Genomic DNA, 25,151 nt, shown 5'->3' on the forward strand with positions numbered 1-25,151 from the left:
GCAGGCTGAGGCTGTGACTGAGTCCTCTTCTCCCCCAGACATTGCCGAGGGCTCCCCGGTGCGGCTCCACGTCGTCGACACCGAGGGACAGCCCGAGGTCACCCCGGCGCTCCAGGATCTGTACCGCGGCTTCGAGCAGGAACTGCTCGTCCCGCTGTGGACCGAGATCGGTGACCTGATGCCGGCCCACCCGCGCTCACGCGCCGTCCCGCACCGCTGGCGCTGGACCAGGCTGCGGGAGCTCGCCGCGCAGGCCGGTGACCTGGTCCCGGTGGGTCGCGGCGGTGAGCGCCGGGCCATCGCCCTGGCCAACCCCTCCCTCGGCGGGCGTCCCTTCGCCACGCCGACGCTGTGGGCGGCCATCCAGTACCTCATGCCCGGCGAGGACGCCCCCGAGCACCGCCACACCCAGCACGCCTTCCGCTTCGTCGTGGAGGGCTCCGGGGTCTGGACGGTCGTCGGCGGCGACCCGGTACCGATGAACCGCGGTGACTTCCTGCCGCAGGCCGGCTGGAACTGGCACGCCCACCACAACGCCACCGCCGAGCCGATGGCCTGGATCGACGGCCTCGACATCCCGTTCCAGTACGTCACCGAGGCGCAGTTCTTCGAGTTCGGCCGCGAGGAGATCGGTGACGCCGAGCGGATCACGCCCGACCGGTCCCGCTCCGAGCGGCTGTGGGGCCACCCCGGCCTGCGCCCGGTGTCGGCCGCGCCCGTCGCGCCGGGCAGCCCGCTGCTGTCCTACAAGTGGCAGTACACCGACGCGGCCCTGCGCGATCAGCTGCTGCTGGAGAGGGAGGGCTTCGGCGGCACCGTGGAGCCCGGCCACGCAGCCGTCCGCTACACCAACCCGCACGACGGTTCGGACGTCCTGCCGACCATCCGCGCCGAGTTCCACCGCATCGCCCGCGGCGCCGAGACCGCGCCGGTGCGCGAGACCGGTTCGTCCGTCTACCAGGTCTTCGACGGCTCCGGCACGGTGACCGTGGGGTCGCGGTCCTGGAGCGTCACCCGCGGCGACCTCTTCGTCGTGCCGTCCTGGGAGCCGTTCTCCGCGAAGTCCGAGGCGGGCGACACCGACTCCGACTCCGGCGCCCTCGATCTGTTCCGTTTCTCCGACGCGCCCGTCTTCGAGGCGCTCAAGCTCCACCGCACCCGGAAGGACGCCTGACCATGAAGCTCGCCACCCTCCGCACCGCCGACGGCACCAGGGCCGTCCGCCTCGACGGCGACACCCTCGTCGACCTCGGCCACACCGACCTGGGCGGGTTGTTCGCCGAGGACGGCTGGCGGGAGAAGGCCGCCGCCGCGTCCGGCACCAGCTACCCGGTGGACGGCGCCGACTTCGCGCCGGTCGTCCCGAACCCCTCCAAGGTCATCTGCGTCGGCCACAACTACACCAACCACATCAAGGAGATGGGCCGGGACCTGCCCGACCACCCGACCCTGTTCCCGAAGTTCGCGGACACCCTGATCGGCGCGTACGACGACATCGTCAAGCCGCCCGAGACCGACGCTCTCGACTGGGAGGTCGAGCTGGCCGTCGTGATCGGGAAGCAGGTCCGCCGCGCCGACGAGCGGCAGGCCGCCGACGCCATCGCCGGCTTCACCGTCATGAACGACGTCTCGGCCCGCGACTGGCAGTTCCGCACCATCGAGTGGACCCAGGGCAAGATCTGGGAGGCGTCCACTCCGGTCGGCCCCTACGTCGTCACCCCGGACGAGGTCGGCGGTGTCCGCCCCGCCCTCGCGGTGAAGACGGTCGTCGACGGCGAGGTCATGCAGCAGGACGACACCGGCACGCTGCTGTTCGACCCGGTGTTCCTGGTGCGCTACATCTCCACCGTCATCACCCTGCGGCCCGGCGACATCATCGCCACCGGCACCCCGGCCGGGGTCGGCAACGCCCGCGACCCGAAGGTCTTCCTGCTGCCCGGCCAGTCCGTGGTCACCGAGATCGCGGGGCTGGGCGCCTGCGCCAACAAGGTGGTCGGCGGATGAGCGCCACCACCCGGACCCTCGCGGAAGCGCGCGCCTGGGCCCGTACCGGCACGGAGCTGATGCTCGACGCCGTCGCCGGTCTCGACGAGGCCGCCTTCGCGGCCCCCGGCCTGCTGCCGGACTGGACGCGCAAGCACATCGTGGCGCACACCGCCGCCAACGCCGATGCCCTGGGCAACCTGGTCCACTGGGCGGCGACGGGCGAGGAGACCCCCATGTACGCCTCCGCCGAAGAGCGCGCCGCCGGCATCGCGAAGGGCGCCGGCCTGACGGGCGACGAACTGCGCTCCTGGCTGGCGGCCTCCGCGCAGAGGCTGGCGGCGGGCCTGGACGGGCTCACCGAGGAGCAGTGGCGGCGCGAGGTCGTCACCGCGCAGGGGCGCACCGTCGCCGCCACCGAGCTGCCCTGGATGCGCGCCCGCGAGGTGTGCGTGCACGCCGTCGACCTCGGCACCGGTGTCGTCACCTTCGCCGACCTGCCGAAGGGTTTCCTGGCCGCGCTCGTGGACGAGGTCCGCGCCCGGCGCGCGCCGGTCGAACTGCCCGCGGGCCCGCTTCCGGAGGTCGCCGCCTGGCTCACCGGCCGCCCCCACGCGCTCACCGGCGCCCCCGAACTCGGCCCCTGGCTCTGAGAGAGGTACACCCCATGTCCCAACCCGATGTGCTCGTCGTCGGCGGCGGCCTCGGCGGCCTGAGCGCGGCGTTCTCGCTGTCCCGCCAGGGCCTCGCCGTCCGCCTGCTGGAGAGCGCCCCCGCCTTCGGCGAGGTCGGCGCCGGTATCCAGCTCGCCCCCAACTGCACCCGCATCCTCGACGACTACGGCCTCCTGGACGAGGCCGTGACCCTCGGCGTCGTCCCGGAGGCGATGGTCATGCGCGACGCCGTCGACGGCGACGAGCTGACCCGCCTCGACCTGCGCCACCTGGAGAAGCGCTACGGCTACCCCTACCTCGTCATCCACCGCAGCGATCTGCACGGCCTGCTCCTGCGCGCCTGCGAACGTGCCGGGGTCGAGCTGATCAACGACGCCCACGTCACCTCGTACGAGAACACCCCGGACGGCGCCCGCGTGACCCTCGCCTCCGGCGCGACCCACGAGGCCGGCACGGTGATCGCCGCCGACGGCCTGCACTCCGTCGCCCGCAAGCTGTTCGTCGACGACCGGCCGGTCTCCTCCGCGTACGTGGCCTACCGCGGCACCGTCCCGGCCGAGCAGCCGCGCGTGCGGGCCGCCGACCTGGGCGAGGTCGTCGTGTACGTCGGCCCGCGCTGCCACTTCGTCCACTACGGGCTGCGCGGCGGCGAACTGCTCAACCAGGTCGCTGTCTTCGAGTCGCCCAAGGCGCTGGCCGGGAGGGACGACTGGGGCACGCCCGACGAACTGGACGCCGCCTTCGCCGAGACGTGCGACTTCGTCCGGGACGGGCTGCCGTTCATGTGGCGCGACAAGTGGTGGCGGATGTTCGACCGCGACCCGCTGATGCAGTGGGTCCACGGCCGGATCGCCCTGCTCGGCGACTCCGCGCACCCGCCGCTCCAGTACATCGCCCAGGGCGCGATCATGGCCATCGAGGACGGCTGGGTGCTGGGCGAGCACGTGGCCCGCAACCGGGCAGCCGACGGCACGGTCGACTGGAACGCGGCGCTGGCCGCGTACGAGGCCGTACGCCCCGAACACTGCCGCCGGGTGCTGACCACCTCCCGGGCGTGGGGTGAGCTGTGGCATCTCGACGGTGTCGACCGCGAGCGGCGCAACGTCCTGCTGCGCGCCCGCGACACCTACGACTACTCCTTCACCGACTGGCTCTACGGCCCGACCGCCCTGACGCCGGACCAGGAACCGGAGATGTTCACACCCCTCCCGCTGCCCCCGGCTGAGTAGGAGGTCGCCGGCCGGGCCCCGCACCGTACGGAGAGAGCCGGTCTCAGGCCGGGCCTGGCCGGAACATCGACAGGTCGACGTCGGGGAACAGGGTTTCCAGGGTGTGGCGGAAGCCGGCCACCTCGTCGTCGTCCTGGTTCTCGGCGCACAGCGAGCTGACCCATGACCAGCAGCCGCGTGCGGCGAAGGCGCGGTCGAGGTACGCCGCGAAGCCGTATCCGGTGCGGAGGCTCCCTTCGCCGAGGATGTGCAGATACGTCTCGTCGGGTACGGACCCATCCGGTGCCCTCATGAGGGCACCGCAGGACTCGGGCACGAAGATGTCGAAGGGGAGGACGTGCCGGAACCGGGGGTCGGCGTCGAGGAAGCCGCGCGCGGGGCCCTGCAGGAACACTTCGCCGATGGGCTGGATGCTGATGGTCCCCGTGTCGCGGTCCCCGCTTGGCCCGTCCGGATTCAGGGTGTGCGCCCATTCCAGGTAGCAGCCGTCCATCTCCGCGTAGAACCGTGCCAGGTCCGGCGGGAGCGAGCCGCCGCAGGCGGTGGCCGCCGCTTGGAGGTCCGCCTCGGTGGCCGGGTCGGCGAGGCTCGTGTATCTGACCTCGATGCGCGGGTGTTCCCGCAATCCGTCGAGCATGGTGTGGAACCGCTCCCGGTATCCTGCTCCGGCCATCGGAAACCACCTCCTTCGTTCCGTGTTGCCTATCGGCGGCCGCTGGTGCGAATGGTGCCGGCGGCCACACCCCGTGCGCGTTCCTCTTCCCGCAGTCCGGGGCTGATGAATTTGCAGTAGCTGGTGTACATGGCCGGAGTCAGCTGGTTCGCGTCGCGCCTCGCGCGGACGAAGGCCTCGCGCTCGCCGGCAGTCGGGCCGCCCCGCTGCATGGCCCATTCATCGATGTATCGGCTCCGGTTCTGGTCGGCGAACAAGCCCTGGAACCCGGCGGCATCCATGCCGTCCATGGCCTCGATCCTTTGCAGAGGATCACAGAGCTTGAATATCTGCATGTTGGTGCGGGCGAGTTCCAGGCCGATGTCACCGAGATGGGCCAGGCAGTCCGAACCGGCCGCCAGGACGACGGTGTCCCAGTCCTGTCGGGGAACCAGGCGCACGATTGCCTGCAGGTGCGGTTGCGTCGGGACGGAGTAGAGCGGAGACATGATCATCTCCGCGAAGTCACGCGGAGCGGTCAAGTATCCATGGTGGTTCGCCAATTGGAGGACATCGGCCGGTGTGAGTTGGCAGAGCACACTCGCCCGGGCTGCCGTGTCGAAGCTCTGGTAGATGCCGGGATAGTTGATCAGCATGTGCGACTTCAGGGCTGCCGGGACAAGTTCATAGGCCTGAGCCTGTTCCTGCTTGCTGGCATGCGGCTGGCCAACGGGTTTGAGCAGTGCGTCCAGGGCCGCCGGGGTCGCCACATTCTGCAGTACCTGCTGTTGCGCGGGGGTGAGCGCACCGGCGGGCTGGTCGATCCGTTCGTGCCACTGCTCCTTTCGCGGCCCAGGGGTCGTCGAGTTCTGCATCAGGCCCCATTCCATCCACATGTCGCTGGGGATGACGGAGGCGAAGTCGTTCGCGACGTTCGAACTGTTCCGGTACTGCACCCAGGTGTGCAGCCAGATCGTCTCGCCCTGCTCGACCGCGTTCTTCGCGCTCATCTCCGGGCCGGCCGACATGGAACTGTTGACGACCGCCGGCCCGGGGGCGAGGTTGTACGTCTTGTCCCCGGGTCCGCCGAGCCGCCCGTTCCACAAGTGCATGCGCACGGCGTTGTAATGCGAGTTCTGGACTCCGGGGATGCGGTTTCCCAGCGTGTGCCCGGCCTGTCGCAGCTCCTGCCAGCCGAACGTGTCGACCGTGGGCTGGTTCGCGCTCGGGCCCAGGGGCTTGCCCGCGATGTTGTGCACCTCCACCGACTGCGCCCGGTGGTCCGAGTTCACGATCGGGGGACTGTGGGTGACCGCGCGCTGGACGGTCGGCGCGCCGGCGGGCATCGGCCCGGTCGCCCGCTGGACCGGCGCCTGTGCCGCCTGCCGCGGTGACGCCGGGCCGTCTTCGCGTGCTTGCGCCTTCGGCACCGGTCCTGCCAGGACCCGGTGCGCGTTCGCTTCCGCCTCCCGCTCGAATCGGTCGTTCGGATCACTCACCTTGAGCCCCGCGCCGTTGGTCGTGCCGGCAACCGGTCCGGAGCGCTGCTGGATCACATGGGTGAGTTCGTGGGCGAGGGTGTGTTTGTCCGCCCCGCCTTCGCCGATGACGACGTGGCTGCCGCTGGTGTAGGCGCGGGCGCCGACTTCGGCCGCGGATGCCCGCGCGGCACTGTCGGTGTGGATACGGACGTCGGAGAAGTCGGCGCCGAGCCGGGCCTCCATCTCGCTGCGTATTGCGGAGCCCAGGGGGCTGCCGCCACTGCGCAGCACGGCGTGGACAGCTGAACGCTGGACCGCGGGCCGACCAGGGGCGCTGTGCTGATGGCCGCAGTCCGCCCCGTGGGCATGCTGCTCCTGAGCCTGGCCCGTGCGCTGGACGGAGGGCGACTGGGCAGCGGAGTAGCCGGAGAGCCGCAGCATTTGCACGACGGCGGCGTTGCCCGACGTGCTCTGGAGCGCGAGGAGCCGGGTCGCATCCATGAGCTCGGGTTTACGGGCTTGGGAGGCTCGGGACTCGGTGGTCCGGTCCGGGTGCTGCTTGTGCTGTGCCAACGGAGTACCTTTCAGGGGGCTGACACCAACCACGAGACCCGCCTTCGGCTTCTCGCCGCCAGGTCTGTGAGGGCACTGCTGAGGCACTGATCCTTGCCTGATTGTGTCGGTCGCCGGCCGGCCCGAACAACTGGGTGTCTGGCCGGCCCGTGTTCTTGGCTGCGGGCAGCCGATCGGGCTTCAGGCGTAGCGTGCGAAAAGTGCCTGGAGGTATCCCTCCAGACGCCTGGTCAGCAGGGCGGGGGTCAGATCGGCGCGGCCCACCTCGCGCCACGGGACGGCGACCTTCTCCGCGTCCGGAGCGAAGGCCAAGGCGTCCAGCAGACGCCAGTAGAGATGAGAAGCGTGGTCCTCAGCCAGCGTTCCTCCCGCCGCAACGTAGAGGTCGGCGAACCGCATGCCGGCGGAAACCCCGTGAAGGAGGGCGAGGGCTGTCGAGCAATGGGCCACGTCCAGGTCGGCCGGTCCCCACGAGGTCTCCACCCAGTCGACGACGCCGCTGATGCGCAACCCGTCGTCCTCGCCGGTGAAGAGGACATTGCCGGGATGGAAGTCCCGGTGCAGGAAACAGGCCCGGTAGTCCGGCGGTTCGCGGCGGATTACGTCCACGGCCCGTTGCCACAGCTCGGGCCGCTCGGTGTCTGCGGGTGGGCTCACCCGCTCGGGAGAGGTCCACGCCTGATAGGTGCGAGGCCGTTCCTGCGCGGTCACGGGCAGCCTGTGGATGCGTAGCAACTGGTGGGCGAGCAGTTCGGCACGCTGGTCGGCGCCCTCTTCGCCCAGGCGCACGGTCCCCGGCAGCATGGACATCAGCAGGGACGGGTGGTCGCAGTGCTGTGCCGTCGGGTCCGCGGCCACCAGCGTGGCCGCAGGGACTTCCGTGCTGCCGAGCAGGCGCAGGACCGCTGCCTCGCGGGTCAGCAGGCCCTCCGCGTGGCGAACGTAGAAGGGCTTGACGAAAGACCGTAGGACCAGCGACCGCCGACCGCCCGGCCCGCCGATGTCCAGCCGACGCATTTCCGACGTCCAGCCGCCACGTAACCGCGCGACATCCTCGATGCGTTCTGTCTCGGAGAGACCCTTCTCCACCCAGGCACGCGTCGCGCCCCAGCCCTGGTCATCAAGATTGCTACCGGTGTGCTCGGTTCCCTCGCCCGCAGCCATGGGGGCAGGCTACTCAATTGTTCAGCGGATTCCTTGGTCACCTCTCGTGGCCAACTTCGGATCGGGCAAGGGCGAAGGCGCGCTGCTCGTGGAACGGCCGCCTGGTTCGAAGGTGGCGGTGGAGCTGTCCGGGGCAGGGGTTGGGCGGGTGGCGCTGGGCGGCTGCCGGGCGCGGATCGATACCACCGCGTGCGGCTGGAGCAGCAACCCCGGTTCCGTTTCGCTGCGGGCTGTGTGGGTGTCAGAGGCTGATGACGGCCCGGACGCGACGGCCGTGCACGCCGGTGTCCGTACCGCATCCCGTCATGACAACGGCTTCTTCGCCCCCGCCCTGCATGTCGGGTTGGTGAAGGACACGAGCCATAGCTCATCGTCTCGACCGTGACGTTCCGCGCCGCTGTCAATGCCAGGCTCAGGCTGTGCCGAGCCTTACCCTCCGGGGGTAAGTACTGGAAGTCGTGACTGTCACGGCGCCGAAGCCCGCGGGCTCGGAGGCACGCGTGGCAGAGGACGGAGGAGGCGCCCTGATGCCGTACGACCGCACAGTGACCGTCAAGGGACCTTTCGATCAGGTCCAGCAGAACGTCCGCAGCGCCCTGGCCGACCAGGGTTTCGGCGTCCTGACCGAGATCGACGTGCAGGCGACCCTCAAGGCGAAGCTCGATCACGACATGGAGCCCTATCTGATCCTCGGCGCCTGCAGCCCTCCCCTCGCCCACCGGGCTCTGGAGGTCGACCGTTCCATCGGGCTGCTGCTGCCCTGCAACATCGTCGTGCGAGCCGATGGCGACGAGGTGGTCGTGCAGGCCTTCGACCCCGACGCCATGGTCAACCTCACCGGCCTCGACGCCATCGCGCCCGTAGCCGAGGAGGCCACCCGCCGGCTCGACGCCACCCTCGCCGCCGTAGAGGCCGCCGGGCGCAACCGCCAGGACGGCTCTGCTTGACAGTTCGACATGCGTACGCCGCACCAAGAGCCGTCCTTGGGGACCAGGCAGTGGTCGTTGAGCAAGGGAATGCGCCGGTGATCAGCGGGCCGCATCCATCCGGCGCGCGTCCTGCGAACTCCAGGGTGAAGTGGTCCTCGCCGGCGATGAACCCGTGCAGCGGCGCCCCGGCTTTGCCGCTGCCCGCACCTCTGCCCTCTTCTCCAGCAGAGGTCACGGGCCGCTGGGCCGGGAAGAGGAAGCCGCGGGGCGCACGCACTGCAACTGCCGTTCGTGGATGTCTCCCAAGACGTCCTCCACCTGGATTCTCACGTCAAGGACCGCGAGCCGCTCCATCGCCCGGGGGCCGAGGGCCAGAATTTCCATGCCGTCTCTACCGGTGCTGGTCATCGGTATGGCTGCTCCCCTGCCAAGATGCAGGAGAAAGAAGTCCTCGCCTCTGGCCAGGTCCAACGATGCCAGTGAGTCCACTGTGGCGCGCCACGTCATCCAGCCCGATCGGAGGGCGGCCGACTCAGGGCACTGCGCGGAGACCTGGACCTGGTAGGCGACAGAATGAACCACAGACCTGCCGCCTCCCGCGTTGATGAGACGCACGGTGCGCCGGGAGTTGTCGAGTTCGCCGCTGTTACCGGCAGCCGCGGACCAGCTCAGGACGGGCCGCATCGTCTGCGAGAGCTGGGAACGCGTCAGAACGATGCCCGTCAGCAGGGCAACGATGGCAGCACACGTCGAAGCATCGAGCAAGGTGAAGCGCCACGGCCAGCCCTCACGAACGTCGGCCCCCAGATTCGACTTGATGATCTCCCAGACCAGGTCGGCCAGAGCGAACCCGAGCAGGGCTCGCGGCCACCGCAAGGTCCTGCCACTGATCGAGACACGGCGCTGTTCCCACCGAGACTGCTCCACATGCCCTCCCCCACACCCTTCACCCCAAGGACACCATGCAGGGCACGGCGCTGGGACACAACGCCGCGTACGCACCCGGCTCTTCACAGGGGTCCGGCCGGCTCTTGTCTCTCTGGCTTCACGTTGGTCGGGACGCGTGCGAGGGTGGTGGCCATGCCGCAGCTTGGTCACCGCTTCCGGTCGTTCAGGTTCGCGTTCGGGTTCGCCCCGACGAGCTTCGCGGCGTGCCTGGAGACAGGCGGTTCGGTCCTGGAGCACGCCCTGGCGAATGGGGCGACGCTGTGTGGCATCCCTCGGTCTCAGGTGACGGTCTACCGGCATCTGTTCGTCGCGAAGAGGATTGGGCGGTGCCCGGACTGCCGGGTGAGGGCAGTCGCCGCCTCGTCCGGGCCCTGAGTTGGGACACACCTGGCGAGCGGGAACGCCATCGCGTCAGATGTCACGTCCCGCCGCCGGCGGCACCGCATGACCCTCGTCCGTGATCTCTCTCCGTACACGGGGTACGACTTATCCGGACTCTCCAGTGTTTATCCGACGGGCGAAGGTGCACCGATGCGGCTGTTCAAGGCGAAGGAGCAGGTGGAAGCACGCGCGCGGAGCGCGGGCGCGAGGGCGGCGGATGCCGTGGACGCGCGGCTTCCGCTCGCCGGGGCCGCCCGCGCACTGCTGCGGAAGGCCTTCCCGGACCACTGGTCCTTCCTCCTCGGCGAGCTCGCCCTGTACAGCTTCGTCGTCCTCGTGGTCACCGGCGTCTACCTGACCCTGTTCTTCCAGCCGTCCATGACCGAGTCGGTCTACCTCGGCTCGTACGCCCCGCTGCGCGGGGTCCGCGTGTCGGAGGCGTACGCCAGCACCCTCCGCATCAGCTTCGACGTACGCGGCGGCCTGCTGATCCGGCAGATCCACCACTGGGCGGCGCTCGTCTTCGTCGCCTCGATCGGCGCGCACATGCTGCGCGTCTTCTTCACCGGCGCGTTCCGCAGGCCGCGCGAGGTCAACTGGACGGTGGGGGTGACGATGTTCCTCCTCGCCCTCCTGGAAGGCTTCGCCGGCTACTCGCTCCCCGACGACCTGCTGTCCGGTACGGGGCTGCGCACCGCACAGGGCATCATGCTGTCGATCCCGGTTGTCGGCACGTATCTGAGCTTCTTCGTCTTCGGCGGCGAGTATCCGGGCGACGACATCGTCTCCCGGCTCTATCCCGTCCACATCCTGCTGGTCCCCGGGCTGCTCCTGGCCCTGATCAGCCTGCACCTGCTGCTCGTCGTGCACCTGAAACACACCCAGTGGGCCGGGCCGGGGCGCACCGGCCGCAACGTCGTCGGCAAGCCGCTGCTGCCGCAGTACGCGGCCAAGTCGGCCGGTCTCTTCTTCATCGTCTTCGGCGTGCTCGCCGTGCTGGGGGCCGTCGCCCAGATCAACCCCATCTGGGACTACGGCCCCTACCACACCGACCAGGTCTCCACCGGCTCCCAGCCCGACTGGTACGTCGGCTTCCTGGAAGGCGCCCTGCGGCTGATGCCCGGCGTCGAGACCCGGCTGTGGGGCCACACGCTGATGTGGAACCCGCTGGTCCCCGGCGTGCTGCTGCCCGGCGCGCTCTTCCTCGTGCTGTACGCGTACCCGTTCTTCGAGCGCTGGATCACCGGAGGCTCGGGCGAGCGCCACCTCTGCGACCGCCCCCGCGACCGGCCGGTCCGCACCGGCCTGGGCGTGGGCGCCCTCACGGCCTACGCGGTGCTGCTGCTCGCCGGGGGCCAGGACGTGATCGCCGCCGTCTTCGACGTACCGGTGCATGGGCTGACCTGGGTGTTCCGCATCGCCCTGGTCGTCCTGCCCCCGGTGGCGTTCGTGGTGACCGACCGGCTCTGCCTGGCCCTCCAGGCGCACGACCGGGAGCTGCTGACGGACGGCGAGGAGACCGGGGGCGTGGAGCAGTCGGTGGAGGGCGGCTACCACCCGGAGCACGCCCCGCTGCCCGAGGAGAAGCGGTACGCCCTGCTGGCGCGGGAGCTCCCCAGGCCGCTGGACGTCCCCGCGCCCCGGTGCGCCGCCGCGCGCACCCGGTTCGCCCGGCGGCTGCGAGCACGGCTCAGCCACTGGTACTACCGCGATCAGGTGCGCCCCGGGATGACGCCGGAGCAGGAGCGCGAGGCCGAGGAACTGCTGGCCGGACCGCGCCGGCCGGGTGATCAGCGCGCCGGGTCGGGGTTCTGGAACACGAAGCCGTAGACGCCCGGGATCAGCACGCCGACCCCGATGAGAAACAGCCACAGCCCCTCGACCGTGCCCAGGCCCAGCAGCGCCGTACCGGCCGCACTGATCGCCGGGTAGTAGCTGCGTGCCGGGAAGTAGCCGCGCCGGCCGCTCGCCTCGTGGACGCGCGCGTCCTCGCGGTCCTCCGGGCGCGGGGCCGTCCGGTGGGCCTGGCGCCACAGGAAGGCGGAGATCAGTGCCGCCATCAGGCCCGACACGGCGAGCGCCGCGATGCCCGCCGGGTCCGGTGCGAAGGCCGCGTACACCCCACAGGTCACCGCGAAGAACAGCGCCACCCCGCTGAACAGCCACGCCTCGCCCTTCATCCGTCCGCCCTCCCGGCCGGGGTGACCGCCTCCGGATGGTGCAGATCGAAGGCGGGCGACTCGGAGCGAATCCGGGGCAGTGCGTGGAAGTTGTGCCGGGGCGGCGGGCAGCTGGTCGCCCACTCCAGCGAGCGGCCCCACCCCCAAGGGTCGTCGCTCGTGACCCGCTCCCCGTACCGCCAGGTCTTCCACACGTTGTACAGGAACGGCAGCGTCGACAGGCCCAGCAGGAACGCCCCGATGGTGGACAGGGTGTTGAGCGTGGTGAACCCGTCGGTGGCCAGGTAGTCCGCGTACCGGCGGGGCATGCCCTGCTCGCCCAGCCAGTGGTGGACGAGGAAGGTGAGCTGGAAGCCCACGAACAGCGTCCAGAAGTGGATCTTCCCCAGCCGCTCGTCGAGCATCCGGCCGGTGAACTTGGGCCACCAGAAGTAGAACCCGGCGAAGGTGGCGAAGACGATCGTCCCGAACAGGACGTAGTGCAGATGCGCCACGATGAAATACGAGTCCGTCAGGTGGAAGTCCATCGGCGGTGACGCGATCAGCACTCCGGTCAGCCCGCCGAGCAGGAAGGTGGCCAGGAAGCCGAGCGACCACAGCATCGGCGTCTCGAACGACAGCGAGCCGTGCCACATCGTGCCGATCCAGTTGAAGAACTTCACCCCCGTCGGCACCGCGATCAGGAACGACATCAGCGAGAAGAACGGCAGCAGCACCCCGCCCGTCGCGAACATGTGGTGGGCCCAGACCGTCGCGGAGAGCCCGGTGATGGCGATGGTGGCGCCGACCAGGCCCACGTATCCGAACGCCGGTTTACGGCTGAACACCGGCAGGATCTCCGTGACCACCCCGAAGAACGGCAACGCCACGATGTACACCTCGGGGTGGCCGAAGAACCAGAACAGATGCTGCCACAGCAGCGCCCCGCCGCTGGCCGCGTCGAAGACGTGCGCGCCGAACTTCCGGTCCGCCTCCAGAGCGAGCAGCGCGGCAGTGAGCACCGGGAACGCGAGCAGCGCCAGGATCGACGTGAACAGCACGTTCCATGTGAAGATCGGCATCCGGAACAGCGTCATCCCCGGGGCCCGCAGGCAGATGATCGTGGTGATGAAGTTGACCGAGCCGAGGATGGTGCTCAGCCCCGCGACCACCAGTCCCATCACCCACAGGTCCCCGCCCGCCCCCGGCGAGAACACCGGCCCGTTGAGCGGCGCATAGGCGAACCAGCCGAAGGCTGCGGCCCCGTTGGCCGTCAGGAATCCCGAGACGACCATCAGCCCGCCGAAGAGGTACACCCAGTACGTGTACGCGTTCAGCCGGGGGAACGCCACGTCGGGCGCCCCGATCTGGAGCGGCATGATCGCGTTGGCGAAGCCCGTGAACGTCGGGGTCGCGAACAGCAGCATCATGATGGTGCCGTGCACGGTGAACAGCTGGTTGTACTGCTCGTTGGACACGATCTGCATGCCCGGTCGGGCGAGTTCGGCGCGCATCACCATGGCCAGGGCCCCGGCGAACAGGAAGAACGCGAACGAGGTCACCAGATACATGTCACCGATGACCTTGTGATCGGTCGTCGACAGCCACCTCAGCGCTCTCGCGCCTTCGCCGACCCGCCGCTCGGTCCGCGCCCGCTGCTCCGGGTCGGTGATCACTTCCGTATCCGGTTGTTCGTCCAGCGACGCCATGCACCCTCCCGATCGGACCCGGTCCGCAGACGGCTCGGCGGCCACCGGCCATCATGGGCCCGGAGCCCGGCCGGGCCCGTCACCAGCGGCGTGTACCCGGGTGACGGATACCCGAACGGGGGAGGGCGGGGCGCCCGGTGCGGGTGTCTCGCCTGGAGCTCTGTGAGCCTTCGGCGAGATTCCGACTGGGCCTCGGGTCAGTCGGTGCCTTCGACGATGCGGAAGTCGCGTTCGACGCCGTCGGAGAGGGCGGCCAGGGCCTGCTGGTAGGCCACACTCTCGCGCGCCGCGACGGCCTGCTCGAAGCTGTCGAACTCGACCACGACGGTGCGCTCGGCGATTCCGGCGTCATGTGCCGTGACCCGACCGCCGCGGACAAGGGTCCGGCCACCGGCGGGGTCGACGGCCAGCCGGGCCAGCTCGTTGTAGGCGGCCAGCTTCTCAGGGTCGGAGATGGTGCGGTAGACGCTGACCCAGTAGCCCTTGGGCATGCGAATCTCCAGTGTTGGGGTTGAGTGCATCCGGCTTGGTCGTATGGAGCTCGTCGACCGCCCCGACCGCCCCGACCGCTTTGGCCGCTTCGGCCACTTCGGCGACAGCACGATCAGTGGTGAGCGACCAGTCGTCCGTCGGCCTTCCCTCTGCGAGAGCGGTTCGACGCATGGCCGATTGCTTCGATTTCAGAAGCATGGCGCGACGCTAACATTGGCGCTTTGGAAAGGGAAGCAGATGACACGGCCAACACCACTCCCCGGCCGCCCGGTCCGCGGCTCGCACACAGGGCGTCCGATCATGGCGCTCATGGATCTCCTGGGCCGGCGCTGGGCGCTGCGGGTCCTCTGGGAGCTGCGAGACGGCTCGTCCCTGACCTTCCGCCAGCTCCAGCAACGATGCGGCGGCGTCTCGTCGAGCGTCCTGGCTGACAGGCTTCGTGAGCTGGGACAGGCCGACCTCGTCGAGAACGCCGGCGAGGGGTACCTGCTCACCGAACAGGGCAGGACCCTTCGAGTAGCTCTCGCCCCGCTCGACGACTGGGCCTCCGGGTGGCAGCCCGAGGCGGTGGACTGACGGTACGAGCCGCTCGCTCGTACTGCGCCGGATGGCCCGTGCCGAGGTCACCGGATCGAACGCTTGCCGGGCTCCCCGTGCGAGCCAGTGGGACGCACTCGGACGTTCTGGTTCAGGGTCCCTTCAACTCACCTGCGATGAAGGGACCTTGTCCATGGCGAAATCGCCTCTGCCCCGCCGGCGTGTCGGTGCCCTCGTGGCCGCCGCCGCAACGGTGTCCGTACTCCTACCCGCCCGGGCAAGCGCCTTCGGGGCGCCGGCGCAGGTGCGGGCGCCAAAGCCGGCCTTCAAACGCGCGTGCAAGAAGGACGTTCCGTCGGACTGCCGGAACAACCCGAACCCCGACGCGGCCGCGGACATCTCCCGCTCCCCCGCACTCGCCTCCTGACTTCCCCGGGGCGCCGGGTGCTCCGCCGTACGCCGACCTGGCGGGCGCAGTGACTGGCCCGGCCTACGGCTGAGGGTGCCGCAGCACGCCCGCGATGACGGTGGCCACCATCTTGCGGACGGCTGCGGTCTGCGGCGGGGCACTCGTCCGGTCGGCGAACAGCAGATGCCCGGCCCCGACGAGAGTGGGGGCGAGGGTGTCGATGTCCGCGTCATCGGCCAGGCGCCCCGACTCCCGCTCGGCCGTGAGATAGGCAGCGATCATGGCGGCGCCCTGCACAGCGAGTGGAATGCCGGTCAGCCCGTCCTCGCGCAGCCGGGCGCGGAGGCCGTCACGGAAGGTGATGAGCGCGACGATGGCCACCGTGACCGGTCCGAACAGGTCCTGAAGCGCGTCGGCGAGGTTGTCCACCACGTTTCCTGAGCCGGCGCACGCGCGCAGGGTCGTGGTCCGTTCCTCGATGCCGCGGACGCGGTCGCGGACGAGTTCCGCCAGGAACGCGTCGAAGTCGGTGAAGTGCCGGTGCAGCACGCCCTTGGCGCAGTTCGCCTCGTCCGTGACCGCCCGGCTGGTCAACGCGTCGGGCCCGTCCCGAAGCAGCACGCGCTCAGCGGCTTCGAACAACTGGCCGCGCACGTTGTGGATATGCACCCCTGACGGCATCGTCTTCCCTTCCGCGCCGCCCGCCTTAACAAGTGGGCACTCGCCCACTAAAGTGGGCACATGCCCACTCTATCGCAGGAACAGCCGGACGAGTCCGTTCCCGAGCCCCACCTCCACCGGCGGACGGCCGAGTCCTTCGGCGTGGACGCCGAACGCTACGACCGCGCCCGACCGTCGTATCCCCAGGCCCTGGTGGACAGGATCGTCGCGGCAAGTCCCGGTCGGCGCGTCCTCGACGTCGGAGCGGGGACCGGCATCGAGGCCCGGCAGTTCCGGGCAGCCGGGTGCTCGGTGCTCGGTGTCGAGCCCGACGAGCGGATGGCCGCCTTCGCGCGGCAGAGCCGTGTCGAGGTCGAGGTCGCCAGGTTCGAGGACTGGCAGCCGGCCGGGCGGCAGTTCGACGCGGTCATCGCCGGCACCGCCTGGCACTGGGTCGACCCCGTCGCCGGTGCGGCCAAGGCGGCCCAGGTGCTCCGGCCCGGCGGCCGGCTCGCCCCTTTCCATCACGTCCCCCAGCTCCCGGCCGAGATGATCGACGCGCTTACCGAAGCGCTCCGGCGAGTCGCCCCCGGCTCCCCGTTCAACCCCGGCCTGCTGAAGGGCGCGGCCGTGGACGCCTACCAGCCGCTGTTCGCGAAGATCGCCGACGGAATCCGCCGGACCGGCAACTTCAGCGAGCCCGAACAATGGCACTTCGCCTGGGAGCGCACCTACTCCCGGAAGGAGTGGCTCGACCAGCTCCCCACCTTCGGCGGCCTCACACAACTCCCCCCGGACAAGATGGCGGAGGTCCTGGACAGCGCCGGGGCCGCGATCGACCAGCTCGGCGGCCACGCCACGATGCCGTACACATCCGTGGTGATCACCTCCACCCGCTCCGCCACGGCCTGACCGCCGCAAACCTCGGACGTCGCCGGGCGCCGGGCGCCGGCAGACCGCTGCGCTCGGCGACACCCCAAGAAGGTGGGTCCGTAGCCTGTCAGGCGAGGGCGAGGCTGATCTGGTCGTTGAAGACGACCCAGTGCTGCCCCGGGTCGGCGCTGTCGCACGGCTTGGTGGCGACGGTCGGCGTACCCCAGGCGTTGGCGAGGCAGTAGGCGGGAGCGAAGTTGAGAGAAATCTGCTGACCCGCCACGTCCCAGTACTGGCCCTGGTCGCGCGGGTCGCACGGCTTGGTGGAGACGTCCGCCGTTCCCCACGTGTTGGCGAGGCAGTAGGCGCGGGCGTCGGCCAGGGCGATCTGGTTGCCCGAGACCACCCAGTGCTGGCCCTGGTCACCGGCATCGCACGGCTTCACGGACACCTGGGGTGTGCCCCAGCTGTTCGCGAGGCAGTAGGCACCGGCCGCCTTCGTGTCCGGCTGGGCGGCGCCGGCGGAACCGGCCCCCGTGAGCACGGAGACGCCCAGCACAGCGGCGCCGGCCCAGACAGCAGTCTTCTTCATCGAGCCTCTTCTCGTACGCGGCGGGCCGCGGAGCACCGTATGCGCACCGGCATCACCCCGGCACGACAGCTCCGGGGCTACCCGCCCGCCGACGACGGTGACAGAGGCGCCAACCCCCCGACCAGCAAAGACGCGGAAATCCACCCGGATCGAGCATTCATCACACCCCTGAGAGGCAGCCGCCGTCCGCTCGAACGCCGCCGGAAGCGCGAGGCTCCATCCGCCCTGCCGCGTCAGCGGTCTGGTGACCGACGGAGCCGGCGCGGGCCGCGATGTCTGGTTCGGCCGGCACACGACACAGGTCCTCAGCGGCCGGACCGGGCGCGCGTGCCCTGCGGTCAGGTTGTGGCCATGCTGCGGCTGGAGACCTGCCTCGTAGTGGAAGCGGAATCGGTTGTCCGGTGAGTGTGGGGGCTGGATCAGCGGGACGGGAGGGGAGCCAGCGAGCGGTCCCAGTCGTCGGCCGCGCGCAGCAGCGTTGCGGTGTCCAACCTGACTTCCACGACGTACTGGTAGATGTCGGCCCCGTCATCGCCCTGCTGCCACGGAGGTGCCGCCTCCAGAGACAGGTGAACGCGGATCACCGCGGTCCCGCTCTCGATTCGTTGTGCGAGGCTGAAAGCGACGACCGGCTCGATGAACCACGTGTCCGGCGACAGCTCGCCTCCGGCATCGGGTTCGGTGACGTTCACCGTCCCTGCGGCCACCGCGCGCAGCCACGCGGACACCTGGCGGGCCTCATCGGTGAGCAGACACGGGTCGGCGAAGGACCACTTTCCTTCGGGAGTCGCCACCGTGCCCTCGATGACCAGCCAGTTGTCGTCGTACGAGTCGCCTCGAACGGTGGCGAACTGATAGCGCACTGGGCGGAGGTCGACGCTGCTGGAGAGATCGTTCAGGAGCACCGGGCCAGGATGTCATGCGCCGACCGGCAGCGGACTGCGCCCCGGCCGGGTGAGGAGCGGGTTCCAGGGCTTGCTCGTGCACTTCGCGCGCGGCGCCGGGGCCGAGCAGGGAATCCAGACCCATGGGTGTCAGCTGAACACCGAGACCGGCGTGCTGCGCTGGTGCGATTGTGGCCATCCCGCGCCCCTGCTGATCCGCGACCAGCGCGTAGTCGACAAGGCGCTGGAACGTGCTTCGCAGCCGCGGCGCAGGCGTACGGCTTCCATCTTGAGCGCGGTTCGGACGGCAACGGGATGGGCGCGGTCATGGCGCCGCTGCGCACTCGTCGACGAATGCGCAGAGCCGGCGGATGAGGTTCAGGAAGGAGGGGGTGGGATCGGAGTCGCCGTTCATGTGGGGTGCCTCCCGGAGCCACTGCTCCCACAGGCCGCCCGGTTCTCGGAAGCGGTCGGCATGGCCACCTCCAAGGTTCAGGTCGATGAACCGGAGAGCGCCCATGACGACGGCCTGGTCGTACCCGAGGTCGGGGCGGCGGAGGTAGCGATCCAGGTAGGCGGCGAATAGATCAGCGTCGCGCGCCGTTCCGAAGCCGGCCAGGGCCACGCAATAGGCCAGCCCGGCGCAGCACACTTCGCTGGCCAGCAGGAGTTCCCCGAGGCGCTCACGAAACTCGGTCCGGTGGGAGACAGCTACGAGCCACGCCGCAGTTCTCCGCTCCCGCCAGCCGCCCTCAAGGAGCTTGGTGACCTCATCTGCCGTGATAAGTCCCGCGTCGTCACGAAGGTCTCGTACAAATCGGTCGCGCGCAGGACTTTGCATACGCAGCAAGCCACCGCCGAGCTTCATGTAGCGCCGCTCGGGCGTGACATAGCGGCGAACCAAGACCGGTAGGTCAGCCACCGTATAGGCCCCATTCGTCGAGGCCCGCGTAGATGTGCGCTTCGAGGCATTGCGGGGCGTCGAGGCCCACGGCCTCACCCCGGTACACAGCGATGAGAGAGTCCTCGCCCCGCCACCAGGAGTCGGTCACACCCTGTACTTCGGGCACCGGCTCGAATGCGCCGAGGTCCAGCGCATCGACGGCCTCGCGCGTGACCCGTGTGACGGTTGTGGCCCAGCGGCGGGCATGAGCCGCGAGCGCCAGGGATTCGACCCATCCGTCCGTACTGGCATGCAGGGGCGTCCAACGAGAGGCGTCGATACCGAACGCGCCGTCGGGTCCGATCGCGAAGCCGTACGCCATGGACACCCGGCAGTCCCCTGCTCGGAACGACCAGCCTTCTGCGGCCACCTCCTCGGGGCAGCCGGCGCTCAGGACACGCGGACCGCCCTCGTAGAACGGGGCCGGCGGGAGGGCGAGGCCGCCCCAGCGGTCCTGGAAGGCAGTGGCGCGTCCGATCTCCGTAGCGGGCACCCCGTGCTCGATCCACGCGTCGCGGTGTCGCCGTACGTCCTGCCGGTGAACGCGGATACCCTGCGTCTCGACAAACCACTGGGCTCTGCGGCTCAGGCCGGCAGGCGCGATCGGGACGGCTGAGGCGGGCCGGTCAGCCATTATCGCGGTTCCCCGTCTCCGGCGTGGAGCAAGGCCGACGCGATCTCCCGTACGCGCTCCGGGCTGATTCCCGTGCGCTGCTCGACGGCGAGGGGGTGGTCCGTGGGCTTCAGCTCGACGAAGGGGCGCTCGCCCACCGGGCGGGTATGGACGACGAAGTAGTGCTGCCCGCGAACCACGCACTGGTCCGCAGACAGCAAGCAGTCCTCTGCGTCGGCGAAGGCCGGCTCCCACACAGCGGGGGCCTCGGCCGTGTAGTTCATCGGCAGCTCGGGGTGGTGGGCCCCGCAGCACCCGCAGGTGAACCCCACATCACTGGTCATGGGCCCGGAGCCTAGCGACAGCCTCCCGATGTAGCCGAATCCTCCGAAGGACAGGTGATGGCCCTTGCTCCGGAACGGTGCGCATGGCCCGCCGTCAACCCGGTCCGAGCCCCAGTCCGAGCCCCGAGCGCGATCCTGCCCAGGGCCTACGCAGGTGTCGCGGGCCGCGAGTCGGCAGGTGCCTCCGCCGGGCGCCTCGTCCTGCCCGCACCCCTCAGCCAGGTGCACGAGAAGAGGCCGGCACCGGCCATGACGACGGCCGCGCCGACGGCCGCGATGCTCATCCCGTGCGTGAAGGCGCCTCGCGCGGCCACCAGTACGGCTTCCGCGGTGCCGTACGGGAGTTGGGCCGCGGCGGCCGTGGCACCACCCAGCGTTTCCCGCACGGCCTCCGCCTGCGGCACTCCCGAGGGAAGCGCGCCGGCCATGTCCCGGCTGTAGACCGCTGCCCCGATGGTTCCGAGGATCGCCATGCCCAGCGCTCCGCCGAGTTCCTGGCCCGACTCCAACACGGCCGCTGCTGATCCCGCGCGATCCGGCGGGGCCGCGCCGAGGGCGAGTTCGTTGGCGAGCGTCATGGCGGCGACCAGGCCGCCCGCGTACACGGACGCGCCGACCAGGGTGAACGAGAGCGCCGAGTCGGTACGTACCTGGGCCAGCCAGAGAAACCCGCAAGCGGAGAGGAGGAAGCCGCCGCCCATGACGTACGCGCGGTCCATACGCTGTGCGAGCGCGGCTCCGGCCGGGGCCATGATGGCGACTCCGGCGGCCGGCACCAGGCTCCACAGCGCGGCGTCGAACGGGCTCAGGCCGAGGACGGACTGCAGGTACTGCGTGAAGAAGACGGCCATCCCGACCGTGGCGAACATCGCGAGGAGGTTGGCGACCACCGGGCCGCCGAAGGTGCGCCGGCCGAGCAGACCGAGGTCGATCAGCGGATGCGGAAGGCGCTGCTGTCGGCGTACGAAGACGAAGCCGAGCACCACCCCCGAGCTGATGGCGACGGCGGGCACCGGCTCGTACCCGTGCCTGGCCCATTCCTTGATCCCGTAGGTGACCAGGAGTACAGCGCTCAGTGACAGCAACGCGCTCAGCAGGTCGAAGGGCTCGCCCTTCGGTGACTTGAACTCAGGCACCAGGAACGGCACCAGCACGAACAGCAGCACCATCGCGGGCAGGTTGATCAGGAAGACCGAGCCCCACCAGAAGTGTTCCAGCAACAGGCCGCTGACCACGGGCCCCAGTGAGATGCCCGTGGTCATGACGGCAGTCCACAGGGTCACCGCCTTGCCGCGCTGCTTGTCATCGTGGAAGAGGTTGCGGATCAGGGCCAGGGTCGACGGGATCAGGGCGGCGCCGCCGACGCCCAGCAACGCGCGTACGCCGATGAGCAGTTCAGCCGTGTGCGCGTACGCGGCGGCGACCGAGGCCGCTCCGAACAGGGCCGCTCCCGCGAGTACCAGCGAGCGTCGGCCGATCCGGTCGCCGAGCGCACCCATGGTGATGAGCAGGCCGGCGAGGACGAAGCCGTACATGTCGAGAATCCACAACTGCTGTGTGGCGCTGGGTTGCAGGTCCTGGCTGATGTACGGAATCGCGAAGTACAGGACCGAGACGTCCATCGATACGAGGGCCAGGGGCAGCATGAGGACGGCGAGCGCGGTCCACTCCTTGCGTCCCGCGCGGTGGCGGGGTGTGTTCTCCATGCACGGCAGAGAACCGAGGACGTGGCGTACGCCGCAAGCACAGCCCTAGTGCACCCCATGCTTCGCGGCACTGAGCGGGATGAATGCCCGGTGAGTGCACTAGTACAGTGCGGTCATGGCCGAGGAACCGCCCTACCTCCGTATCGCTGCTGACATCCGTCGACGCATCGCCTCGGGTGAACTCGCCCCCGGTGCGCGCGTCCCCTCCACACGGGGCATCACCCAGGAGTGGGGCGTCGCCATGGCGACCGCGACGAAGGCTCTCGCCACCTTGAACCAGGAGGGTCTGGTGCGGGCCGTGCCGGGTGTCGGCACCGTGGTGGCCGAGTCGGGACGGGAACGGCCCCCGACGCCCCGCCACGGACTGAACCGGGACCGCGTCGTCCGCGCCGCGATCGCCCTCGTCGACGCCGAAGGGCTCGCCGCACTCTCCATGCGCCGAGTCGCGACCGATTTCGGTGTGTCCACCATGGCGCTCTACCGCCATGTGCCGAGCAAGGGCGAACTCGTACGGCTGATGTCGGAGACCGTGTTCAACGGGGAGCCACCGGGAGCGCGACCGCGCGGCTGGCGAGCACAACTGGAAAGGGAGATCCGGTGGGTGTGGGGGCTGTACCGGCGTCACCCCTGGTTGGCGCGAGCCATGTCCGCTCTCACCCGGCCGATGGCCTCGCCCCACGCAATGCGCTACGCCGAGCGGGTCCTCAGCGCCCTGCAGGGCGTGGGGCTGACGCCGACCCAGGTCATCCACACCCACCTCGCTCTTCTCGGATATGCCCAAGGCATCGCGGCGGCCGTCGAGTTGGAGACGCAGGCATGGCAGGAGACGGGGATGACCCCCGAGGAGTGGATGGCCTCCAACGAGGCGCGGATGGCAATGATCCAGACCACCGGGTCCTATCCGATCTTGTCCACTCTCTTCGCCCAGGAGGATTTCGACCTCGAACTCGACGCGCTCTTCGAGTTCGGACTCGCACGGATGCTGGACGGAGTCGCCTCGCTCATCGAGCAATCCAGAGACTAGATCCATGGAACCCACATCCGGAGTGCGGGCTTGGACGCTCAACCGCAAGGCACCCGTGCGAAGATCGCGACGTGAACGCTCCGCGCTTCCGTCTCGCTGACGACACCGACCTCGCCTCCGTCGTACGTCTGCGCGACGACGCCGCCCGCTGGATGGTCGCCCGAGGGGTCACCGGTCAGTGGCTGCCCGGCGAGCTCGGCGTGGACCACTTCCGCCGGGTCATGGAGCACGGGGAGGTCTGGCTCGCGGAGTCGGCCGATCGTGTGGTCGGGGCCTGGGAGCTGTGGTGGGAGGACGAGGACGCCTGGGGCCCTCAGCCGTCGACAGCCGGCTATGTGCACCGGCTGATGGTGAACCACCGCAGCGCTCCGTCCGGGACGGGGCGGCAGCTCCTACGAGTCGCCGAGCGCCGCGTGGCCGAGACCGGCCGGCCGCTGGTCCGGCTGGACTGCCTGGCCGACAACGCGCCCCTGAACGCGTACTACCTCAGCGCCGGCTATCAGGTTGTGGGACGTAAGGAGGGCAAGCCGCAGCCCGACGGCAGGCCCAAGTCGTTCACGCTCTTCGAGAAGTCCCTGCCGGGCGGAGGAGAGTAGAAACCCCGCGCGCGGGCCTCGTTCGGGTTGGCCCGGAAGGTTTCGCGGAGGGCCTCAGCGGCTGATGCCCAGGGGTCGAGTCCGTACGATCACCTGGTACGACCGGTGGAGGGGGCGGACATGCTGGAGAACGTCGAGGGTGGGACGGCGGCAGCACAGCGGCTCGCCGATGGGGCGCCGCTTCGCAGCGCGCTGGATGTCGCTGACCCGGCCGACTGGCTCGCGTTGGACGCAGGCGTACGTGAGGTGGCCTGGTACCGCCCGCAGTTCCTGCCGGGTTGGGAGCATTCCGCGCCACTGCCTCCCGACCTGACCCAGGTCGGCGAGTCCGGGCTCGCGCTTGCCCTCTGCCACCGCAACGGCCGAATCCGACAGGAAGCGGTGCGTCAGTCGGAGCGGTACCCCGCTCTGCTGCCGTTGGTCGTGATCCGTTGCGCCGACTGGGTCGGCCCGGTGCGCGAGCAGGCGCGGCAGTCGCTGTGCGCGGCCTTGAACGTGGACTCTGCCCTCGACCTCGCGTCGCTCGTCCTGCGCGTCGGCCGCCGCGACAGAGGTGCGTTCGGCGTGGATCTGCTCAGTCAGATCCTGCGCCAGGCGGCCGTCGGTCAGCTCGCCGTTCTCTTCGCTGACCACGACCGCGTCGTCCGGCGGTTCGCGTACCGGCTGGCCGTCGAGGGCAAGCTGCTCCGTCCCGCAGAGCTGGCCCGTGTGGCCGCCGGGGACCAGGACACCGTGGTCCAGGACCTGTGTGCCACAGCGGCGCTCACGGCTCTGGCGAATGAGGAAGACTACGAGGATGTGCTGCCCTCGCTGTTGTCCGCACGCAACCCTCGTGTCCGTTCGGCCGGCGTCACCGCGCTGAGGCGAGCAGGGCGGCCTCAGCAGGCTGAGCCGTTTCTCAGCGACCGTTCCGCGCTTGTGCGTGCCTGCGCCCGGTATGTCGTACGACAGCAGGGTGGTGACCCGGTGGCCTGGTATCGGGAGCGGTGCGCGGCGGCCGGAGACCCCGAGTTGCCGCCCGGTGCGGCCATCGGGCTGGCCGAGTGCGGGAACCGCGCGGACGCCGGGTTGCTGTGGCCGCTGCTGGCGCACCCCGAGGCCGGGGTGCGGGCGCGGGCGGTAGCAGGGTTGCGGGCGCTGGACCGCACGGATGCGAAGCAGTTGCGGCCGCTCCTCGACGACCCTGCCTCCGGGGTCGTCCGCGAGACCGTTGCCGCCCTGCTGCCCTCCGCCGACAAGCTGCCCGCCGATTGGCTACTGGAGCGCACCGGCTCCGAGCGGCCGCGGCACGTCCGCCTCGGCGCGTTCCGGCTGCTCGACGCGCACGGTGGCATCGTGGCGCTGCGGGCGGCGGTCGGTCTGTTCGAGGACCCGGATCTGAAGCTGCGCACCTGGGCCGCACAGTCGGTGCAGCGCTGGCGTCCGTCCCCGGACGGGCGGCGCGGCGACTCGGAGGTGGGTGAACTGCTCGACCGGAGCCGCCATCTCTTCAGCGACTACGTGCTGCGCCGACGTCTGTGGGAAGCCGGGCTGAACATCTGAGGCCGCGCCAAGGCGCCTGCGGACGGTCGGAGAGTGGCTTGAGTCTCCCGTAGG

The 25,151-nt window shown here is 70.0% G+C and carries 26 protein-coding genes; 12 read left to right on the plus strand and 14 right to left on the minus strand.

The window, feature by feature from the left end; genetic code table 11:
* Nucleotides 1-13 precede the first annotated feature (13 nt).
* The 4 genes from OG710_RS00400 to OG710_RS00415 are packed head-to-tail and all read left to right on the plus strand — an operon-like array spanning nucleotide 14 to nucleotide 3,886.
* Nucleotides 14-1,174, plus strand: a complete 1,161-nt coding sequence (locus OG710_RS00400; RefSeq protein WP_330237539.1) for a cupin domain-containing protein — start codon at nucleotides 14-16, stop codon at nucleotides 1,172-1,174.
* Between the two features lie 2 nt (nucleotides 1,175-1,176).
* Entirely contained in the window at nucleotides 1,177-2,004 is an 828-nt protein-coding gene (locus tag OG710_RS00405) for a fumarylacetoacetate hydrolase family protein (RefSeq protein ID WP_330237540.1), read from the plus strand.
* Entirely contained in the window at nucleotides 2,001-2,636 is a 636-nt protein-coding gene (locus OG710_RS00410; RefSeq protein ID WP_330237541.1) for a maleylpyruvate isomerase family mycothiol-dependent enzyme, read from the plus strand. Before OG710_RS00405 ends, OG710_RS00410 begins: the two co-directional genes overlap by 4 nt.
* A 29-nt stretch (nucleotides 2,637-2,665) precedes the next feature.
* A complete protein-coding gene (locus OG710_RS00415; protein WP_443064310.1) occupies nucleotides 2,666-3,886 on the plus strand; it encodes an FAD-dependent oxidoreductase in 1,221 nt (406 codons plus the stop codon).
* Nucleotides 3,887-3,929: 43 nt separating this feature from the next.
* Here the strand turns inward: OG710_RS00415 and OG710_RS00420 are convergent, their stop codons facing one another.
* The 3 genes from OG710_RS00420 to OG710_RS00430 form a co-directional block, all read right to left on the minus strand.
* On the minus strand, nucleotides 3,930-4,559 hold the full coding sequence (locus OG710_RS00420; protein ID WP_330237543.1) for an SMI1/KNR4 family protein: 630 nt from the start codon (nucleotides 4,557-4,559) through the stop codon (nucleotides 3,930-3,932).
* Between the two features lie 29 nt (nucleotides 4,560-4,588).
* Complete coding sequence (locus OG710_RS00425; protein ID WP_330242114.1) at nucleotides 4,589-6,520, minus strand: eCIS core domain-containing protein; 1,932 nt, start codon at nucleotides 6,518-6,520, stop codon at nucleotides 4,589-4,591.
* 252 nt (nucleotides 6,521-6,772) lie between these two features.
* Nucleotides 6,773-7,756 carry a phosphotransferase family protein gene (locus tag OG710_RS00430; RefSeq protein ID WP_330237544.1) on the minus strand — a complete coding sequence of 328 codons (984 nt, stop codon included), beginning with the start codon at nucleotides 7,754-7,756 and terminating at the stop codon, nucleotides 6,773-6,775.
* Between the two features lie 46 nt (nucleotides 7,757-7,802).
* Here OG710_RS00430 and OG710_RS00435 point away from each other — a divergent pair, with 46 nt between their 5' ends.
* Nucleotides 7,803-8,141, plus strand: a complete 339-nt coding sequence (locus tag OG710_RS00435) for a hypothetical protein (protein WP_330237545.1) — start codon at nucleotides 7,803-7,805, stop codon at nucleotides 8,139-8,141.
* 142 nt (nucleotides 8,142-8,283) lie between these two features.
* Nucleotides 8,284-8,703: a DUF302 domain-containing protein gene (locus OG710_RS00440; RefSeq protein WP_330242115.1), complete on the plus strand. Its 420-nt coding sequence runs from the start codon at nucleotides 8,284-8,286 to the stop codon at nucleotides 8,701-8,703.
* 213 nt (nucleotides 8,704-8,916) lie between these two features.
* Here OG710_RS00440 and OG710_RS00445 read toward each other — a convergent pair whose 3' ends face one another.
* Nucleotides 8,917-9,612, minus strand: a complete 696-nt coding sequence (locus OG710_RS00445) for a hypothetical protein (protein WP_330237546.1) — start codon at nucleotides 9,610-9,612, stop codon at nucleotides 8,917-8,919.
* Between the two features lie 552 nt (nucleotides 9,613-10,164).
* Between OG710_RS00445 and qcrB the strand changes: the two genes are divergently transcribed.
* Nucleotides 10,165-11,844 carry a cytochrome bc1 complex cytochrome b subunit gene (gene qcrB / locus OG710_RS00450; protein WP_330237547.1) on the plus strand — a complete coding sequence of 560 codons (1,680 nt, stop codon included), beginning with the start codon at nucleotides 10,165-10,167 and terminating at the stop codon, nucleotides 11,842-11,844.
* On the opposite strand, the gene ctaF is transcribed toward qcrB, so the two are convergent.
* The 3 genes from ctaF to OG710_RS00465 all read right to left on the minus strand — a co-directional run bounded on the left by ctaF (nucleotide 11,805) and on the right by OG710_RS00465 (nucleotide 14,373).
* A complete protein-coding gene (gene ctaF / locus OG710_RS00455) occupies nucleotides 11,805-12,194 on the minus strand; it encodes an aa3-type cytochrome oxidase subunit IV (protein ID WP_330237548.1) in 390 nt (129 codons plus the stop codon). The genes qcrB and ctaF overlap by 40 nt on opposite strands.
* Nucleotides 12,191-13,882 carry an aa3-type cytochrome oxidase subunit I gene (ctaD, locus tag OG710_RS00460; RefSeq protein ID WP_330237549.1) on the minus strand — a complete coding sequence of 564 codons (1,692 nt, stop codon included), beginning with the start codon at nucleotides 13,880-13,882 and terminating at the stop codon, nucleotides 12,191-12,193. The genes ctaF and ctaD overlap by 4 nt, the downstream gene beginning before the upstream one ends.
* A 197-nt stretch (nucleotides 13,883-14,079) precedes the next feature.
* Nucleotides 14,080-14,373 carry a DUF1330 domain-containing protein gene (locus OG710_RS00465; protein WP_330237550.1) on the minus strand — a complete coding sequence of 98 codons (294 nt, stop codon included), beginning with the start codon at nucleotides 14,371-14,373 and terminating at the stop codon, nucleotides 14,080-14,082.
* A gap of 310 nt (nucleotides 14,374-14,683) precedes the next feature.
* Between OG710_RS00465 and OG710_RS00470 the strand changes: the two genes are divergently transcribed.
* Nucleotides 14,684-14,950 (plus strand): winged helix-turn-helix transcriptional regulator, encoded by a 267-nt coding sequence (locus OG710_RS00470; RefSeq protein WP_330237551.1) that lies wholly within the window; start codon nucleotides 14,684-14,686, stop codon nucleotides 14,948-14,950.
* 451 nt (nucleotides 14,951-15,401) lie between these two features.
* On the opposite strand, the gene OG710_RS00475 is transcribed toward OG710_RS00470, so the two are convergent.
* Nucleotides 15,402-15,989 carry a TetR/AcrR family transcriptional regulator gene (locus OG710_RS00475; RefSeq protein WP_330237552.1) on the minus strand — a complete coding sequence of 196 codons (588 nt, stop codon included), beginning with the start codon at nucleotides 15,987-15,989 and terminating at the stop codon, nucleotides 15,402-15,404.
* Between the two features lie 72 nt (nucleotides 15,990-16,061).
* On the opposite strand from OG710_RS00475, the gene OG710_RS00480 reads away from it, so the two are divergent.
* Nucleotides 16,062-16,892, plus strand: coding sequence for a class I SAM-dependent methyltransferase (locus tag OG710_RS00480; RefSeq protein ID WP_330237553.1), 831 nt, complete (start codon nucleotides 16,062-16,064; stop codon nucleotides 16,890-16,892).
* Between the two features lie 88 nt (nucleotides 16,893-16,980).
* Here OG710_RS00480 and OG710_RS00485 read toward each other — a convergent pair whose 3' ends face one another.
* From OG710_RS00485 to OG710_RS00510, 6 genes are all read right to left on the minus strand, one after another.
* The gene (locus tag OG710_RS00485; protein ID WP_330237554.1) at nucleotides 16,981-17,445 is read right to left on the minus strand and encodes a ricin-type beta-trefoil lectin domain protein; all 465 of its coding nucleotides are present in this window, start codon (nucleotides 17,443-17,445) and stop codon (nucleotides 16,981-16,983) included.
* 419 nt (nucleotides 17,446-17,864) lie between these two features.
* Nucleotides 17,865-18,350, minus strand: coding sequence for a WapI family immunity protein (locus tag OG710_RS00490; RefSeq protein ID WP_330237555.1), 486 nt, complete (start codon nucleotides 18,348-18,350; stop codon nucleotides 17,865-17,867).
* A gap of 304 nt (nucleotides 18,351-18,654) precedes the next feature.
* Nucleotides 18,655-19,197: a DUF6000 family protein gene (locus OG710_RS00495; RefSeq protein WP_443064311.1), complete on the minus strand. Its 543-nt coding sequence runs from the start codon at nucleotides 19,195-19,197 to the stop codon at nucleotides 18,655-18,657.
* A gap of 46 nt (nucleotides 19,198-19,243) precedes the next feature.
* Complete coding sequence (locus OG710_RS00500; protein WP_330237557.1) at nucleotides 19,244-19,906, minus strand: hypothetical protein; 663 nt, start codon at nucleotides 19,904-19,906, stop codon at nucleotides 19,244-19,246.
* Nucleotides 19,906-20,169 carry a DUF2199 domain-containing protein gene (locus OG710_RS00505; protein WP_330242116.1) on the minus strand — a complete coding sequence of 88 codons (264 nt, stop codon included), beginning with the start codon at nucleotides 20,167-20,169 and terminating at the stop codon, nucleotides 19,906-19,908. The genes OG710_RS00500 and OG710_RS00505 overlap by 1 nt, the downstream gene beginning before the upstream one ends.
* Nucleotides 20,170-20,375: 206 nt before the next feature.
* Nucleotides 20,376-21,935 carry an MFS transporter gene (locus tag OG710_RS00510; protein ID WP_330237558.1) on the minus strand — a complete coding sequence of 520 codons (1,560 nt, stop codon included), beginning with the start codon at nucleotides 21,933-21,935 and terminating at the stop codon, nucleotides 20,376-20,378.
* 115 nt (nucleotides 21,936-22,050) lie between these two features.
* On the opposite strand from OG710_RS00510, the gene OG710_RS00515 reads away from it, so the two are divergent.
* The 3 genes from OG710_RS00515 (at nucleotide 22,051) to OG710_RS00525 (ending at nucleotide 25,097) form a co-directional block, all read left to right on the plus strand.
* A complete protein-coding gene (locus OG710_RS00515; protein WP_330237559.1) occupies nucleotides 22,051-22,959 on the plus strand; it encodes a TetR/AcrR family transcriptional regulator C-terminal domain-containing protein in 909 nt (302 codons plus the stop codon).
* A 71-nt stretch (nucleotides 22,960-23,030) separates the two neighbouring features.
* Nucleotides 23,031-23,555 (plus strand): GNAT family N-acetyltransferase, encoded by a 525-nt coding sequence (locus tag OG710_RS00520; RefSeq protein ID WP_330237560.1) that lies wholly within the window; start codon nucleotides 23,031-23,033, stop codon nucleotides 23,553-23,555.
* A 120-nt stretch (nucleotides 23,556-23,675) separates the two neighbouring features.
* A complete protein-coding gene (locus OG710_RS00525; RefSeq protein WP_330237561.1) occupies nucleotides 23,676-25,097 on the plus strand; it encodes a hypothetical protein in 1,422 nt (473 codons plus the stop codon).
* Nucleotides 25,098-25,151: the final 54 nt, after the last annotated feature.

Origin of the sequence: Streptomyces sp. NBC_00525, assembly GCF_036346595.1 — a bacterium.
Taxonomy (GTDB): domain Bacteria; phylum Actinomycetota; class Actinomycetes; order Streptomycetales; family Streptomycetaceae; genus Streptomyces.